A 13,357-nucleotide genomic window follows, 5' to 3' on the forward strand; every position below is an offset into this window, starting at 1 on the left:
TTGCTCGAGGCTCTCGAAAAAGAAGACCCCCACTGACTTTTACTTCGTAAAATACTGAACATGAGCCAAGACCTGAATTACCGACACCTCTATTACTTCTGGGTCGTTGCCCGGGAGGGCGGCATGGCCCGGGCAGCCGAGCGCTTGGACATGGCCGTACAAACCATCAGCGCGCAAGTGCGTGAGCTGGAAAAAAGCCTGGGCCATACGCTGCTCAAGCCCGCGGGCCGGGGCCTGGCCTTGACGGAGGCTGGCGAAGTGGCGCTGCGGCAGGCCGAGCAGATCTTTCAGCTGGGCGAGGCCTTGCCGGCCTTGGTGCGCAATGCCGCTGGGCGGCCGGTGGTCAAGTTGGCCGTCGGCGTCTCCGACAACCTGCCCAAGCTGGTGATCCACGATCTGATGCAGCCGGTGATGACCGAGCCCACACTGCGCCTGACCCTGTTGGTGGATGAGTTTGAACGCCTGCTGGCCGACTTGGCCCTGCACAAGCTGGACGTGGTGCTGGCCGACCGTGCCGCGCCGCCCAACCCGAATCTGCGGCTCTACAGCCATGCCTTGGGCAAGTCGGAAGTGGCCTGGTATGCCCCCAAGGCCTGGGCCCCGAAGCTGCGAAAAGGCTTTCCGCACAGCTTGGACGAGGTGCCCGTGCTGCTGCCCACCGCCCACGCGGCTGTGCGCGCCCCGCTGGACCACTGGATAGAGCGACACGGCCTGCACCCGGAGGTGGTCGGCGAGTTTGAAGACAACGCCCTGCTCAAGGCCTTTGGGGCCAGCGGCATGGGCGCCTTTCCGGCAGCCTTGAGTGTGGAAGACGACCTGTTGGCCCGCTACCCCGTGCAACGCCTGGGCATTTGCGAGGGCGTGACGGAGCACTTCTGGGCCATCGGCACCGAGAAAAAGGTCATGCACCCGCTGGTGTTGAAACTGCTGCCGCGCTAGCAAGGCGCCCTGACCGGTTCACCCTGCAACGCCGGTGCAGTTGCTTACGTTTTGGGGGTTTTGGAGACACGACCAACCCTGCGCTGAAGCATGATGCGAGCCCCGAAGTTTGGGTCAGCAGTATGCAGTTCAAGTCAGTGAGTTCTTGGGTCGCAGGGGCGCTTGTCTCTGCCGTGTTGACCGCCTGTGGTGGCGGTGGTGGTGAGGAGGCCGCAACAGCGCCTACAGCACCCGAAGCGCCGGCGCTGAGCATCTCGCGCCTCCAGTTGGCCCAGACGCATGTCATCCCCGCTGAAGGCCGCCATTGGAGCCTGGAAGGCGCCGAATATCGATTGACGCTGGTGGGGCAGCGTGCCGCCTTGCTGATGGTAGACCTGGGCAGCACCGCACCAAGTGCACCGTGGGTCGAGGGCTGGGTGGGCGACACCTTGTTGGGCACGCTGCCGCTGAACCCTCCCAGCCAGTTGCCCAAGTCTGCCGGCCAAGCGGCCACCTACGACACCCAGCTGCACAGCGCGACGCTGCCCGCCACATGGGCCCAGCCTGGCCTGCGTCTGCGGTTTGGGTCCGGCCAGCACAGCCCCAGCGCTTGGACTGCCGTCACGGTCGGCATGGACAGCCGGCTCGCCTTGCACACCTTGCCTTTCTATCTCTTCGGGGCCACCGAAGCCAATACCTTTGCCCTGAGCAGCACGGGCGCGCCGAGCCCCGCCGTGAGTGACGAGATCTTTTCCGTCTGGCCCATCGCCAGCCTGCAGGCCAGCAACCATCCCGCGAGCCAAGTGGCTTGGCCTACCTTGGTGGTAGGCCCGCGCAATGGGCAAGCCGCCAAGGTGCTGCGCAACAGCAGCGAGCAGCGCGACGGCTTCGACATCATGAACACCGTACTGGGCTTGATCGGCGGGCTGCGCAGTGCCAATGGGGACAGTGGCACCAACACGCTCTATTACGCCCCATTGCTGATGCTGGACAGTGCCGGCCGTTATGCCAACCCTTATGGCGGCTTAGGCACCGTGGGTGGGGGCACCGGCACGGGCGACCACAGCTACAGCGGCATCTTCATCCATGAGGCGGGGCACTCGCTTGGCCTGGGCCATGCGAATGATGACTACAACGCCAAGCGCTTTCCGTATCCGAATGGCAGCTTGAACGGCAGCGCCTGGGGCTATGACGCGGTGCGCCAGCAGTTGGTGGCGCCATGGCTGGATGCCAGCAACCCCAATTTCGCGAGCTGCTTGTCCAGCAGCACACGCCAGAAGGACGCTCAAGGTCGCTGCTTCAAGCAAGACAATATGCAAAGCGGGGCGGGAGACCAGCCGGCGGGCTTTCGCTACCAGATGCACGCCGACGCCAATGTCGGTCGCATCCAAACCTTTTTCCTCCAGGGCAAAACCAGCGTGGCGGCCGATGGCACCCATCAGTACAGCCAGGGGGCTGTGCACGTGGATGCGGCCAGCCCGACCGGCTACAGCCGCTGGGACAGCGTGGATGCGCGGCGCATTCCGGTCAGCGCCGAGACCACCGATGACGGGCTCTGGGGCTTGGATAAGGGGCTGCCTGTTGCCAAGCAGGTGCCCGTTCATGCGCTGGCCATCACCTACAGCAGGGCCGGGACGCCTGGCGCCTCTCACATCTACCCACCGCTGTCGTTCACGGGTCAGCTGAGGCGCCTGATTGACCCCACGTCGGACGCCGAGCGCGCCAGCGTGGTGATCAACACCGGCACGCACTACTGGTACTGCATGGGCAGCGGCTGCGACTTCACGCTGCGGCTGACCTATGCCGACCAAAGTGTGAGGCATGTGCTGTTGCAAGGGGGATTTCGGGCCTGGTTCAAGCCCACGATCGAGCCCGATGCCAGCACCTTGGAGGCCAGCAGTGGCAACAGCTTCAAGACCTGGGTCGTGAATGTGCCCGGCGACAAGGCGCTGCAGCGCGTCGAGCTGTTGGAGACCCCCATGGCCTGGCAGGGCTGGCCCGCGCAGCCCACGGTGCTGCTGAGCCGCAGCTTTTGAGCTGCCCCTCAGTAGGGCGCAAGGGAGTGCCGAGAAAAGGATCCGGTGACGGGTTCCGGAGCCGCCCAATCGTTGCGGCCGGTTTGATCTGCGAAGCGTGAGCTCAACGCAGAGGGTGGGGGCGATTCACACCGGGGTGTGGGGCTGCGCGCGGCTCGGCAAAGCGAGCGGGTGATGCGCTGCACGGGAGTCAAAGGGCTGTTTGCGCTGCAAACAGGCTCTGAGCCACGCACATCCCACGCAGGCCCGCACCCAGCGGTGGCTTGCGCGGTGTGCAGGGGCACAACCGGTGTGAATCTGTGGAGGTTGAGAAGACCTGCTTGGTGGTCTGCGGCGCCACAGCGCTCAAGCAGCCATCTTCAGCAAGGTCAGCAAAAGGGCTCAGAGGGCGGCCCTTTGCCGCTGCATTCGGCAGTGCTGCCGTGATGCGATAGGGTGAACTGTAAAGACTCTTTACTCCCCTGTCAAGCCCGTCGCACAATCACGCTGTTGTTTTTCAAGCTGCATCATGTCTGCCCTGCCCCAGCTGCGCCGCCAAAACGCCTTGGCCTTGTTCCATGCCTTTGCCGAACAGGCCCTGGCCCAAGGTCAAGCGCCCAAGGGGCTAGAGCAAGCCTTCGCGGCCTCGGTGCAGATCTCGCCCAGCCTGTGGAGCCAGATCAAATCCAGCCGCCCGATCGGCGACAAGCTGGCCCGCCAGATCGAGGTGCATGCCCGGCAGACACCGGGCTGGCTGGACGAGCCCCATGAGCCCGCCGCGCCCAGCCCCGCCGAAAAGGCCTTTCTGGCCCTCGCGCTCCAGGCTTGGCGGGCCACCAACAGTGCGGGGCGCAAGGCCTTGCACCAACAGATGACGGCGGCGGTGTCCGCAGCCCCTGTGCCGGGCTCGGTCTCAACTTGAGACTCGGCGCATAGTTTTTTGTAACTGAAGCGCTAAACAGCGCTGGAATCCGGCCGATGTTCGATGCATGAGTCTCGGTACGCTTCCCCCTGTGGCCTCCGTGGGCCTGGCTGTCAGCCAGGCGCGCTTGAGTGCCAGCGCCCATGCGGCGACGGCCAGGGTGGCGGAGGACTCTCGTCGGCCCAGTGACGCGCACAGTGCGGTGGCTGCCCAAGCTGCAATGCAGCAGATGGCAGACAGCACCTTGCGCGAGGCCGAGCGGCGCATGGCCGAACAGGCCCAGGCGATCAGCAACCAGCGTCAGTCGCTCGCTCGCTATGAAGAGCAAATGCGGCAGGCGCGGGCCGGGGACACCGTCTCTGGCACCTTGCTGTCGCTGTCGGCCTGAGGAGCCCCTGCGCCCGCCACGAGAGTTCTGCACGCCACCTGGACGTCGGCTGGCAGGCGGCCGCGCCGCTCACCCTTGGGTGAGCCGGGCGCGGCTTTCTCACGTCTGAAGAAGGCTTACTTCTTGGCGCGCAGTTTGGCCAGCTCAGCCTGGGTTTCTTGCCACAACTCCATGCCCACATTGGCGGCAATGCTGGCGTTCACGCGGGTCAGCTTGTCGCGCATGCGGGCAGCCTCGGTGGGGCTCAGCTCATTGATCTGCATGCCCTTGGCCTTCAAGTCGCCCAAGGCCTTGGCGGCTTCAGCGCGGGTGTCTTGGCGCTCAAAGGCGCGGCTGGCGTTGGCCGCGTCTTGCAAGATCTTTTGCTCGTCTTTCGAGAGCCCATCCCACCACTTCTTGCTGACGGTGACGATCCACGGGCTGTAGACGTGGTTGGTCACGCTGAGGTACTTTTGCACCTCATAGAACTTGCTGGAGAGGATGGTGTTGTAGGGGTTCTCCTGGCCGTCCACGGTCTTGGTTTCCAGGGCGCTGAACAGCTCCGAGAACGGCAGCGGCACGGCATTGGCGCCCAGGCTCTTGAAGCTTTCCAGGAAGACATTGTTCTGCATCACGCGCAGCTTCACGCCCTCCAGGTCTTCGAGCTTGGTGACCGGGCGCTTGGAATTCGTCAGGTTGCGGAAGCCGTTTTCCCAGTAGGTCAGGCCCACCAAGCCTTTCTCCGGCAGCTTGGCCATCACCTTTTGGCCGACCGGGCCGTCCAGCAAGGCATCGGCCTCTTTCACGTTGTTGAAAAGGAAGGGCGTGTCCCACAGCGCCATCTCTTTGGTGATGCCCACCAAGGTGGCGGTGGAGCCCACCATCATCTCTTGCGCACCACCAATCAAGGCCTGCTGCATTTGGGTGTCCGGCCCCAAAGCCGCAGCGCCAATGGCGCGCACCTTCATCTTGCCGCCCGAGGCTTTTTCCACCTGTTCGGCAAAGAACTTGACCGCCCGGCCTTGGTTGCTTTGCTCGTTCAGGCCGTAGCCAAAGCGGATCAAGCGCGGCTTGATGTCCTGGGCGCTGGCCAGCAGCGGGGCCGCGAAGGCGGCGGTGGCCGCCACGGCGACCAAGGAGCGACGGAGGATGTTCATGGCGGAGTCCTTGTGGAGTGAGGGGTCAGGGAAGAAACCAAGCATGCTTCAGCGCAACCAAGCCACGGGCGCGGTCACGATCTGCGGGAAGACCACAAACGTGGCCAAGATAACGACGTAAGTCAGCAAAAATGGATTCACGCCGCGGATGACTTGAGCCAGCGGCAGACGGCCCACGCCGGCCACCACATTCAGCACCGTGCCCACTGGCGGGGTGATCAGGCCGATGGCGCCGTTGAGCACAAACATCAGGCCAAAGTAGACCGGATCGATCCCCGCCTTGACGGCAATGGGCAGCATCACCGGCGCAAAGATCAAGATGGTGGGAGTCAGGTCCAGCGCAGTGCCGATCAGCACCAGCACCAGCATCATCACGGCCATCAGCAGCTTGGGGTGCTCGATCAGGGGGCCGAGCCAGCCCGTCAGCACACCGGGCAGGTCAGCCAAGGTGATCATGTAGCTGGCCACTTGGGCGCCGGCGCACAAGAACATCACCACCGCTGTGGTCTTGGCGGCCCGCACCAGCACCGGGCCCAGCGCAGTGAGCGTCATCTCGCGGTGGATCAACACCGCCACCATCAGCGCATAAAAGGCCGCCACCACAGCGGCTTCGGTGGGCGTGAACACGCCGCTCTTCATGCCGCCGATGATGATGACGGGCATCAGCAAGGCCCACACCGCATGCGCGGTCGCGCGCAGCCGCTGGGCCATGGGCTGGGGCTGGCCTTCGGGCAAGTCGATGCGGCGCAGCACCCACTTCCAGGCGATGATCAAGCCTACGCCCATGATCAGACCGGGCACGATGCCCGACACAAACAACGCCGAGATTGAGGTGTTGGTCGTCACGCCGTAGATCACAAAAGGCATGGACGGCGGAATGATGGGCGCGATGATGCCGCCCGAGGCGATCAGCCCGGCCGAGGTGCGCAGGGGGTAGCCCTGGTCGCGCATCATGGGCAGCAAGATGGTGGCCAAAGCGGCCGTGTCGGCCAGGGCCGAGCCACTCATGCTGGCCATCAGCACCGCCGCGCCAATCGCCACATAGCCCAAGCCGCCACGGATATGCCCAACCCAGGCTTGAGCCATGTCGATGATGCGGCGGCTGATGCCGCCGGAATTCATCAGCTCACCGGCCAAGATGAAGAAAGGCACGGCCAGCAGTGGGAAGCTGTCGACGCCCGCCACCAGGTTTTGCGCCAGCAGTTGCGTGTCCCAAAACCCCAGCACATAGGCCATGCCGGCTCCGGTGAGCACCAAGGCCAAGGCCATGTTCATGCCCATGCCCATCAGCAGCAGCATGCCGGCACAAAAGACGATGAAGGCTTGGCCTTCCAAGCTCAGGCCCAAGGCGGTGAGCGCGTCCATCACTCCACCTCCGCGGCGTGGCCCAGGTCCAGCGGCCGGCGCGCCAGCAGCTCCCAGGTGGCGCAGCCGCCGATCACCACGGCACACAGCAAGGCAGGCAGCGGCAACAGGGCCGTGGGATAGCCCAGCACCACCGAGTGGCTGTCCAGACCCACCACCACCTGCTGCCAAGCGCCCCAGCCCAAGAGCACGCAGGCCAGCACCACCATCAGGCGGATCACGACCGTCATCACGCGCAGGCCACCCGCGCCCAAGCGCGCCACCAGGCTGGTGAAGGCCATGTGCTCGCCCGCCGGGTAAGCGGCGGCTGCGCCAATGAACACCATCCACACAAAGAGCAGGCGAGACAGCTCCTCACTGGCCGCAATGCCGCTGCCAAAGCCGTAGCGCAGCACCACGTTCACAAACACGGCCAGGGCCATCACGCCCAAGCAGGCCGCCATCGCGCCATAGGCCAGGCGATAGGGCCAGGCGGGGCGGCCCGGCGTGGACAGATCAGACATCGGAGGTCTCCTTCAACCACCAGGCATGCACCAGGTCGGTCAGGGCCATGAGAGGCCAGGTGGCGTCCAAAGTCAGCACACCGGGCTCGCCCTCGGGGCGCTCGAGGGTGTCGAACTGGCTGTGGACCAAGCTGCTCGAGAAAAAGTGTTGGGCGCGCGCCGCCACGCGGCGCTGCGCCTCGTCGCGGCTCAGGTCGAGAAACACAAAGCGCAAGCCAGGGCTGGCCGCGCGCAGGCGCTGGCGATAGGCCCGCTTCAGGGCGCTGCAGGTCAGGACTTGGCCCTGCGGCTGGGCTGCGAGCAAAGCACCCAAGGTGTCGAGCCATCCGGCGCGGTCGGCATCGGTCAGGGCCATGCCTTGCTGCATCTTCAGGCGGTTGCTGTGGGGGTGATGGTCGTCGCCCTCAATCAGGGTGGCGCCTGCGGCCACGGCCACTGCCGCCCCCAGGCTGGACTTGCCGCAACCGGCCACACCCATGATCACAAGGTTGCTTTGCACCTGCTTCAACACCGCTGAAAATCTGAATTTTGGATAGCGCTATCCAGCGCATCCAAACAAATCGGCGTGATCGGCAAGAGTAAATTCTTTGAGAATGAGCGCTTGCCGTCCGACGCCGGATAGCGCTATCCTAGCCCACCTGACTTTCCGCCAGACTCCGAGAAAACCCGCATGCCCCGCGCCAAGCCGTCTGCCACTGCTCCCACCTCGGTGCCCACCCCCGCCCTGGCCAGCCGGCGCCGCGCCACGGGGCGCGTCACGCTCAGCGATGTGGCGCAGGCGGCCGGCGTCAGCCCCATCACGGTGTCGCGCGCGCTGCGCGGCGAGCGGGCGGTGGACCCAGGCTTGGTCGAGCGGGTGCAAGCCGCCGTTGCCAAGCTCGGCTATGTGCCGGACCCCGCCGCCCGCGCACTGGCCTCGCAGCGCAGCAGCCATGTGGCGGTGCTGATCCCCATGCTCTCCAATGCCCTGTTTGTCGACGTGCTGGAGGCAGTGCAGCGCACGCTGCGGCCGGCGGGCTTCCAAACCTTGATCGGGGTGACCCACTATGACGAGGGCGAAGAAGAGCAACTGCTGCGCGAGCAACTGATGCACCGCCCGGCCGGGCTGATCGTCACCGGCCTGGACCACAGCCCCGGCACGCGCCAACTCATGGCTCAAAGCCGCGTGCCCTGTGTGCACCTGATGGACCTGCCCACCGCCCCTTTGGCCGCCCCCTTGCACTGCGTGGGCTTCTCACAGCGCGAGGCCGGTGCGGCCCTGACCCGCCACCTGCTGGCCCAAGGCCGCCGCCGCATCGCCTTTGCCGGCGCGCAGCTGGACCCGCGCACCCTACAGCGCTTGGAGGGCTGGCGGGCCGAGCTGCAACAGGCGGGCCTGCACAGCCCGACGCTGGAGTGGCTCAACCCCGCGCCCTCGTCCCTGGCCTTGGGTGGCCAGATGTTGGAGCAGATCATGGGCCAGATGCCGCCCGTCGATGCCATCTTCTTTTGCAACGACGACTTGGCCCAAGGCGCGCTGCTGGCCGCCCTGCGCTTGGGGCTGGCCGTGCCCGAGCGCGTGGCCATTGCCGGCTTCAACGACCTGACCGGCTCTGACCAAATGAGCCCGCCCCTGACCACCGTGCGCACACCCCGCAGCCAGATTGGCGAGGCCGCCGCGCGCATGCTGCTGCAGCTGATGCGCGGTGAAACGCCCGCGTCCGCCCGCGTGGACTTGGGCTTCGAGGTGGTGCACCGAGCCAGCAGCTAGGCGCTCGGGCGGCGGGGCCGCTGCCAGCCCCCCATCCGCGCCGGCCAAAGCGGCGAACACCGGGCTCAAGTGCCCGCTTGTTATCGAGACTGCCCCTGGCCCCTGCGTCGTAAGCTGCGATGAGACGCACTTTTGCGCCTCCGATCGCCATGCGCCTCAACCAGCCCGTCACCCAACAGCCTGTCGATTTCCCCGCGTCAGCGACCCTGATGTCGGTGACCGATGCGCACAGCCACATCACCTATGCCAACGAGGCCTTTGTGGAGGTCAGTGGCTACACGGTGGACGAATTGCTGGGGCAGCCGCACAACCTGGTGCGCCACCCCGACATGCCGCCCGAGGCCTTTGCCGACATGTGGCGCACCCTCAAAAGCGGCTCGCCTTGGACAGGCCTGGTCAAGAACCGCTGCAAGAACGGCGACCATTACTGGGTGCGGGCCAATGTGGCGCCCATCATCCAAGACAGCAGCATCGTCGGCTACATCTCGGTGCGCACCAAGCCCACCGCGGATGAAGTGCGGGCCGCCGAAGACCTCTACCGGCGCTTTCGTGAAGGCCGCGCGCAAGGGTTGATGCTCTTCAAAGGGCTGCTGGTGCGCACCGGCGCCAGCGGCGTGGCCTCGGTGTTCCAGCGCATGTCCTTGCGGGCACGCCTGCGCACCGCCATGGGCCTGGGCGTGGCGCTGATCACCTTGTTCAGCGAGTTGTTTGTCAGCACCCCGATGGAGATGGTTTGGCTGGCCCTGAGCGGCCTGGTGGTGGCGGGCGTCTTGACCTGGTTCTTGGAGTGGCAGGTAGCGCGCCCGCTGGACAAGATCTTGGCGCACGCCCAGCGCATTGCCAGCGGCCAGGCTGAAGCCGCCCCGGCCATGGACCGGGTAGACGAGATCGGCATGCTCATGCGGGCCGTCAACCAAGGCGGGCTGAACCTCAAGTCCTTGGTGGCCGATGTGGCGCGCCGCGCCGCCGTGGTCGAACAGCAAAGCCGCGAGATCGCCGATGGCAACCACCACTTGGCTGAGCGCACCGCCAGCCAGAGCGGTGCACTGGAGAAGTCCGCCACGTCGATGCTGGAGTTCAAGTTCACCGTTGAGATGAACTCTGAGAGCGCCCAAGCCGGCGATCAGCAAGCCCAAGCCGCCAGCAGCGTGGCCCACCAAGGCCGGCAAGTGGTCCATCAGATGATAGCCACCATGGACCGCGTCAGCGAGGCCAGCACCAAGATCTCAGAGATCACTGCGCTGATCGACGGCATCGCGTTTCAGACCAATATCCTGGCCCTCAATGCCGCCGTTGAAGCCGCACGCGCAGGAGAATCCGGACGCGGCTTTGCGGTGGTCGCGGCGGAAGTGCGCAGCCTGGCAGGGCGCTGTGCCGCTGCCGCCAAAGACATCAAGCACGTCATCGCCAGCAATGGCGACCATGTGGAGCAAGGCCGCGACGTGGCCCGCCAAGCCGGTGCAGCCATGAACGACATCGCCCACAGCATTGGCGAGTTGGCCGACATCATCAAACGCATTGCTCAAGGCAGCCAAGAGCAAAGCGAAGGCGTGCGAAATGTGAACGACGCCATCCACTTGCTGGAGCAAACCACCCAGCAAAACGCGACATTGGTGGAGCAAGGCGTCAGCGCCACTGACGAGCTAAAGCGGCAAGCCAACTACCTGGTGGAAGCCATCAACATCTTTGGGCGGCGCTAAGGCCGCCCAAGGGCCGGGCCTCAGGGGCCGAAGTGCGCAGACGCGGACAAGGTCTGCAAGCAGGCCCGTGCCACCTCCTGCCCCTTCTTCACAAAGTGCTCAGCAAAGAACTGCTGGTGCTCGGGGATCTCGTGAAAGCGCAGTGGCGTGAGCACAGCCGAGAACACCGGCACCCCGGTATCGAGCTGCACCCGCATCAAGCCGTCGATGACTGCGCTGGCGACAAAGTCGTGGCGATAGATGCCACCATCAACCACCAAGCCGCAGGCGATGACGGCATCACACAGGCCGGCCTTGGCCAAGCGCTGGGCATAGAGCGGGATCTCAAAAGCACCGGGCACATCGTGCACCGCTAGCTCGGGCGGAGAAGTGCTCTGGCGGAACTCCGCCAAAGCCGCATCAATGGCTTGCTGAACGATGTCGCGGTGCCAGGAGGCGGCGACGATGGCCACACGCCAAGGGCGCACTGCGGGTGCTGCAGCGGCCGACGATGTGGAGCGGGGAGACGACAGGGTCTGATTCATGGAACACCTCACGGTGAAATAGGCCAAGAATCAGGGCGAACGCAGGCGCGGCGCCTGAGCCTCTCGACTCAAGCGCCATGCCTGCGCGTTTCTCTTTCATCCGGACTGTGACCGTCGGCTCTGGCATCGCACCAGATCTGCTGACCCCACCGCAACAAGGGCTGCCATGGGCGCTCGCGGGCTCCTGCACTTGCGCACAGATACCGCCGGTGGGGACTTTCACCCCGCCCTGAGAACGCGTGCCAACGCAAGGGCTTGTTAACACCACGTCAAGGGGTGCGAACAGGCCCAGGGTTGGCCTCACAATTCTAGGGCGATCACCACCCCCGGCTATCCCGCCGGCGACACCCCATGAGCACCCCCGCTACTGCCGCCCACTTTGGCTTGGTGATCTTTGCCAAGAGCCCAAGCACCGTCTCCGCCTTCTATCAACAGACGCTGGGCCTCGCCCTGATCGAAGCAGAATCGAGCCATCACCTCTTGGCCGGCGCCGGGCTGGAACTGGTGATCCATGCCATCCCCCCGGCTTATGCCGCCGAGATCGAGATCGCTCAGCCGCCGCAATTGCGGGAAGACACGCCCATCAAGCCTGCCTTCTGGGTGGCTGATTTGGCCGCAGTGCGTGTGGCCGCAGAGGCCACTGGCGGTGGACTGAACCCCGACAGCAAGACCTGGCAGATCCGCGGTGCTGCGGTGCTGGACGGCTGGGACCCGGAGGGCAATGTGGTGCAGTTCAAGCAGCGGCTCTGAGCCACAGACGGGCCGGGTTGCCGACAGGCACTCAGGCCTGGGCTAGCAAGCGCTGGGCCAGTTGGCGCAAGTCGGCGGCTTGCGCCTGCACAGGGCAGGCGGGTGCCGTCTCACCCACCCCGGGCCCGCCTTCTTCAGGCCGGGCGATGAAGCCGCATTGCAGGCCCGCCGCGGCCGCCGCGGCCAAGTCGCTGGAGTGGCAGGCGACCATCATCACTTGCGCGGGGGCCAGTCCCAAGGCGCGGCAGGCGGTGGTGTAGACGATGGGCTGAGGCTTGTAGTCACGGGCCAGCTCCGCGCCCAAGACGGCGTCCCAATGCCAGGCGTTATGCCGCGCCAGCGCCACCATCAAGGCGATGTGCCCGTTGGAGCAGGGCGCTAAGAGAAAGCGCTGGCGCAGCAGCGCCAGCGCTTCGCCCACCTCGGGCCAGGCCTGCAGGCGGTGCCAGGCGCGCACCAGATGTTGTCGGGCCGCTTCGTCCACCGCAGTGCCCACCCCCGCATCGTTCAACACCACGTCCAGATTGCGTCGATGCAGCACGTCCAAATCACAGAACGCACGCTGGCCGCTGCGGACCTCTTGCATGGCAGGTTGGTACTGGGCTCGCCAGGCGGTGGCCAGGCTTGCCGCATCCAGCGGCAGGCCCAAGCCCTCGACCAAGGTGGCCTGCAGCTCCCGGCGGATGCTGCCGTGCCAATCGACCAAGGTGCCGAATACATCAAAGATGAGGGCGTGAGCTTGTGTCATTCGTAAGTGCTTGTGTCGATAGCGTGGGGGGTTGCCGACAGCCGCCGAAAAACGGCCGCTCCAGCTGCACAGCATGTCACGAAATCAGCGGTCTTGCTCAATGCCTGGCCGAATGCCAGGCCTAGCATGCCTCCCAAAGATAACGTTGGGAATTGAGCAGTACCCATGACTGATAAAAAACTGGCACTGGCCACGCTGGCCTTGCTGATGCCCTTGGCTGGCGGTGCGGCACAGACCCCGCTGGCCTCACCCGAGCAGATCCACGCTTGCCTCAACCGCCAAGATGAGTTGCGCGAGCAGCGGGCTGACGTGATGCGCCGCATCGACGCCCACGAACAACGCCAGGACGAGGTGCGCAAGCAGATGGCCGAGCAAGACCAGGCGCGGCAAGGGCTGGAGGCCGGCAATGCCCAAGCGCTGCGGGACTACAACGCACGGGTGCAGCAGTTGAGCACCGAGGTTCAGTCGCTGAACCAGCGTGGCGCGCAGTTGCGGCAAGAGCAAGCGAGCTACAACCAGGTTGCTACCGCCACCAACCAGCGCTGTGGCACGCTGCGCTACAAGATGCAGGACTACTACCGCGTGATGAACGAGCGGGCGGCGCAGGGCAAGGCGGAGTAGGGCAACGCCCCACTCCG

Annotated in this window: 14 protein-coding genes and 1 riboswitch; of the genes, 8 read left to right on the forward strand and 6 right to left on the reverse strand. The window is 65.3% G+C overall.

The annotated features are described in order from the left end of the window. Positions 1-60: 60 nt before the first annotated feature. From KAK11_RS02750 to KAK11_RS02765, 4 genes are all read left to right on the forward strand, one after another. Complete coding sequence (locus KAK11_RS02750) at positions 61-939, forward strand: LysR family transcriptional regulator (protein ID WP_210805895.1); 879 nt, start codon at positions 61-63, stop codon at positions 937-939. A 137-nt stretch (positions 940-1,076) separates the two neighbouring features. Next, on the forward strand, positions 1,077-2,954 hold the full coding sequence (locus tag KAK11_RS02755) for a M66 family metalloprotease (RefSeq protein ID WP_210805897.1): 1,878 nt from the start codon (positions 1,077-1,079) through the stop codon (positions 2,952-2,954). Positions 2,955-3,462: 508 nt separating this feature from the next. Further along, entirely contained in the window at positions 3,463-3,855 is a 393-nt protein-coding gene (locus KAK11_RS02760; protein ID WP_210805899.1) for a hypothetical protein, read from the forward strand. 67 nt (positions 3,856-3,922) lie between these two features. Next, positions 3,923-4,243, forward strand: a complete 321-nt coding sequence (locus KAK11_RS02765; protein WP_210805901.1) for a hypothetical protein — start codon at positions 3,923-3,925, stop codon at positions 4,241-4,243. A gap of 116 nt (positions 4,244-4,359) precedes the next feature. Here the strand turns inward: KAK11_RS02765 and KAK11_RS02770 are convergent, their stop codons facing one another. From KAK11_RS02770 to KAK11_RS02785, 4 genes are read right to left on the reverse strand one after another with little or no spacing between them, the layout of a single operon-like run. After that, positions 4,360-5,379 (reverse strand): TRAP transporter substrate-binding protein, encoded by a 1,020-nt coding sequence (locus KAK11_RS02770; protein WP_210805903.1) that lies wholly within the window; start codon positions 5,377-5,379, stop codon positions 4,360-4,362. Positions 5,380-5,427: 48 nt separating this feature from the next. Continuing rightward, complete coding sequence (locus KAK11_RS02775) at positions 5,428-6,744, reverse strand: TRAP transporter large permease (protein WP_210805905.1); 1,317 nt, start codon at positions 6,742-6,744, stop codon at positions 5,428-5,430. Next, positions 6,744-7,247, reverse strand: coding sequence for a TRAP transporter small permease subunit (locus KAK11_RS02780; RefSeq protein ID WP_210805907.1), 504 nt, complete (start codon positions 7,245-7,247; stop codon positions 6,744-6,746). The genes KAK11_RS02775 and KAK11_RS02780 overlap by 1 nt, the downstream gene beginning before the upstream one ends. Next, positions 7,240-7,725, reverse strand: a complete 486-nt coding sequence (locus tag KAK11_RS02785; RefSeq protein ID WP_210806638.1) for a gluconokinase — start codon at positions 7,723-7,725, stop codon at positions 7,240-7,242. Before KAK11_RS02785 ends, KAK11_RS02780 begins: the two co-directional genes overlap by 8 nt. A 192-nt stretch (positions 7,726-7,917) precedes the next feature. Between KAK11_RS02785 and gntR the strand changes: the two genes are divergently transcribed. Beyond that, complete coding sequence (gene gntR / locus KAK11_RS02790; RefSeq protein ID WP_210805909.1) at positions 7,918-8,997, forward strand: HTH-type transcriptional regulator GntR; 1,080 nt, start codon at positions 7,918-7,920, stop codon at positions 8,995-8,997. 119 nt (positions 8,998-9,116) lie between these two features. Then, positions 9,117-10,697: a methyl-accepting chemotaxis protein gene (locus KAK11_RS02795; protein ID WP_246498235.1), complete on the forward strand. Its 1,581-nt coding sequence runs from the start codon at positions 9,117-9,119 to the stop codon at positions 10,695-10,697. Positions 10,698-10,717: 20 nt separating this feature from the next. Here KAK11_RS02795 and KAK11_RS02800 read toward each other — a convergent pair whose 3' ends face one another. Next, positions 10,718-11,221, reverse strand: coding sequence for a 6,7-dimethyl-8-ribityllumazine synthase (locus KAK11_RS02800; protein WP_210805911.1), 504 nt, complete (start codon positions 11,219-11,221; stop codon positions 10,718-10,720). 83 nt (positions 11,222-11,304) lie between these two features. Beyond that, positions 11,305-11,462: riboswitch (FMN riboswitch) on the reverse strand. A 110-nt stretch (positions 11,463-11,572) separates the two neighbouring features. On the opposite strand from KAK11_RS02800, the gene KAK11_RS02805 reads away from it, so the two are divergent. Beyond that, the gene (locus KAK11_RS02805; RefSeq protein WP_210805913.1) at positions 11,573-11,971 is read left to right on the forward strand and encodes a VOC family protein; all 399 of its coding nucleotides are present in this window, start codon (positions 11,573-11,575) and stop codon (positions 11,969-11,971) included. Between the two features lie 31 nt (positions 11,972-12,002). On the opposite strand, the gene KAK11_RS02810 is transcribed toward KAK11_RS02805, so the two are convergent. Then, entirely contained in the window at positions 12,003-12,719 is a 717-nt protein-coding gene (locus KAK11_RS02810) for a haloacid dehalogenase type II (protein WP_210805915.1), read from the reverse strand. A 165-nt stretch (positions 12,720-12,884) separates the two neighbouring features. Between KAK11_RS02810 and KAK11_RS02815 the strand changes: the two genes are divergently transcribed. Further along, positions 12,885-13,340 carry a hypothetical protein gene (locus KAK11_RS02815; RefSeq protein WP_210805917.1) on the forward strand — a complete coding sequence of 152 codons (456 nt, stop codon included), beginning with the start codon at positions 12,885-12,887 and terminating at the stop codon, positions 13,338-13,340. The last annotated feature ends 17 nt before the right edge of the window (positions 13,341-13,357 follow it).

Origin of the sequence: Ideonella paludis, from assembly GCF_018069865.1 — a bacterium.
Taxonomy (GTDB): Bacteria; Pseudomonadota; Gammaproteobacteria; order Burkholderiales; family Burkholderiaceae_C; genus Ideonella; species Ideonella paludis.

What these genes read in the sequence shown, in the direction of transcription:
- KAK11_RS02775 (WP_210805905.1), bottom strand. Translation starts at nt 6,744, where the DNA reads ATGGACGCGCTCACCGCCTTGGGCCTGAGCTTGGAAGGCCAAGCCTTC.
- KAK11_RS02815 (WP_210805917.1), top strand. Translation starts at nt 12,885, where the DNA reads ATGACTGATAAAAAACTGGCACTGGCCACGCTGGCCTTGCTGATGCCC.
- KAK11_RS02750 (WP_210805895.1), top strand. Translation starts at nt 61, where the DNA reads ATGAGCCAAGACCTGAATTACCGACACCTCTATTACTTCTGGGTCGTT.
- KAK11_RS02810 (WP_210805915.1), bottom strand. Translation starts at nt 12,719, where the DNA reads ATGACACAAGCTCACGCCCTCATCTTTGATGTATTCGGCACCTTGGTC.
- KAK11_RS02770 (WP_210805903.1), bottom strand. Translation starts at nt 5,379, where the DNA reads ATGAACATCCTCCGTCGCTCCTTGGTCGCCGTGGCGGCCACCGCCGCC.
- KAK11_RS02800 (WP_210805911.1), bottom strand. Translation starts at nt 11,221, where the DNA reads ATGAATCAGACCCTGTCGTCTCCCCGCTCCACATCGTCGGCCGCTGCA.
- KAK11_RS02765 (WP_210805901.1), top strand. Translation starts at nt 3,923, where the DNA reads ATGAGTCTCGGTACGCTTCCCCCTGTGGCCTCCGTGGGCCTGGCTGTC.
- gntR (WP_210805909.1), top strand. Translation starts at nt 7,918, where the DNA reads ATGCCCCGCGCCAAGCCGTCTGCCACTGCTCCCACCTCGGTGCCCACC.
- KAK11_RS02805 (WP_210805913.1), top strand. Translation starts at nt 11,573, where the DNA reads ATGAGCACCCCCGCTACTGCCGCCCACTTTGGCTTGGTGATCTTTGCC.
- KAK11_RS02780 (WP_210805907.1), bottom strand. Translation starts at nt 7,247, where the DNA reads ATGTCTGATCTGTCCACGCCGGGCCGCCCCGCCTGGCCCTATCGCCTG.
- KAK11_RS02795 (WP_246498235.1), top strand. Translation starts at nt 9,117, where the DNA reads ATGAGACGCACTTTTGCGCCTCCGATCGCCATGCGCCTCAACCAGCCC.
- KAK11_RS02785 (WP_210806638.1), bottom strand. Translation starts at nt 7,725, where the DNA reads ATGGGTGTGGCCGGTTGCGGCAAGTCCAGCCTGGGGGCGGCAGTGGCC.
- KAK11_RS02760 (WP_210805899.1), top strand. Translation starts at nt 3,463, where the DNA reads ATGTCTGCCCTGCCCCAGCTGCGCCGCCAAAACGCCTTGGCCTTGTTC.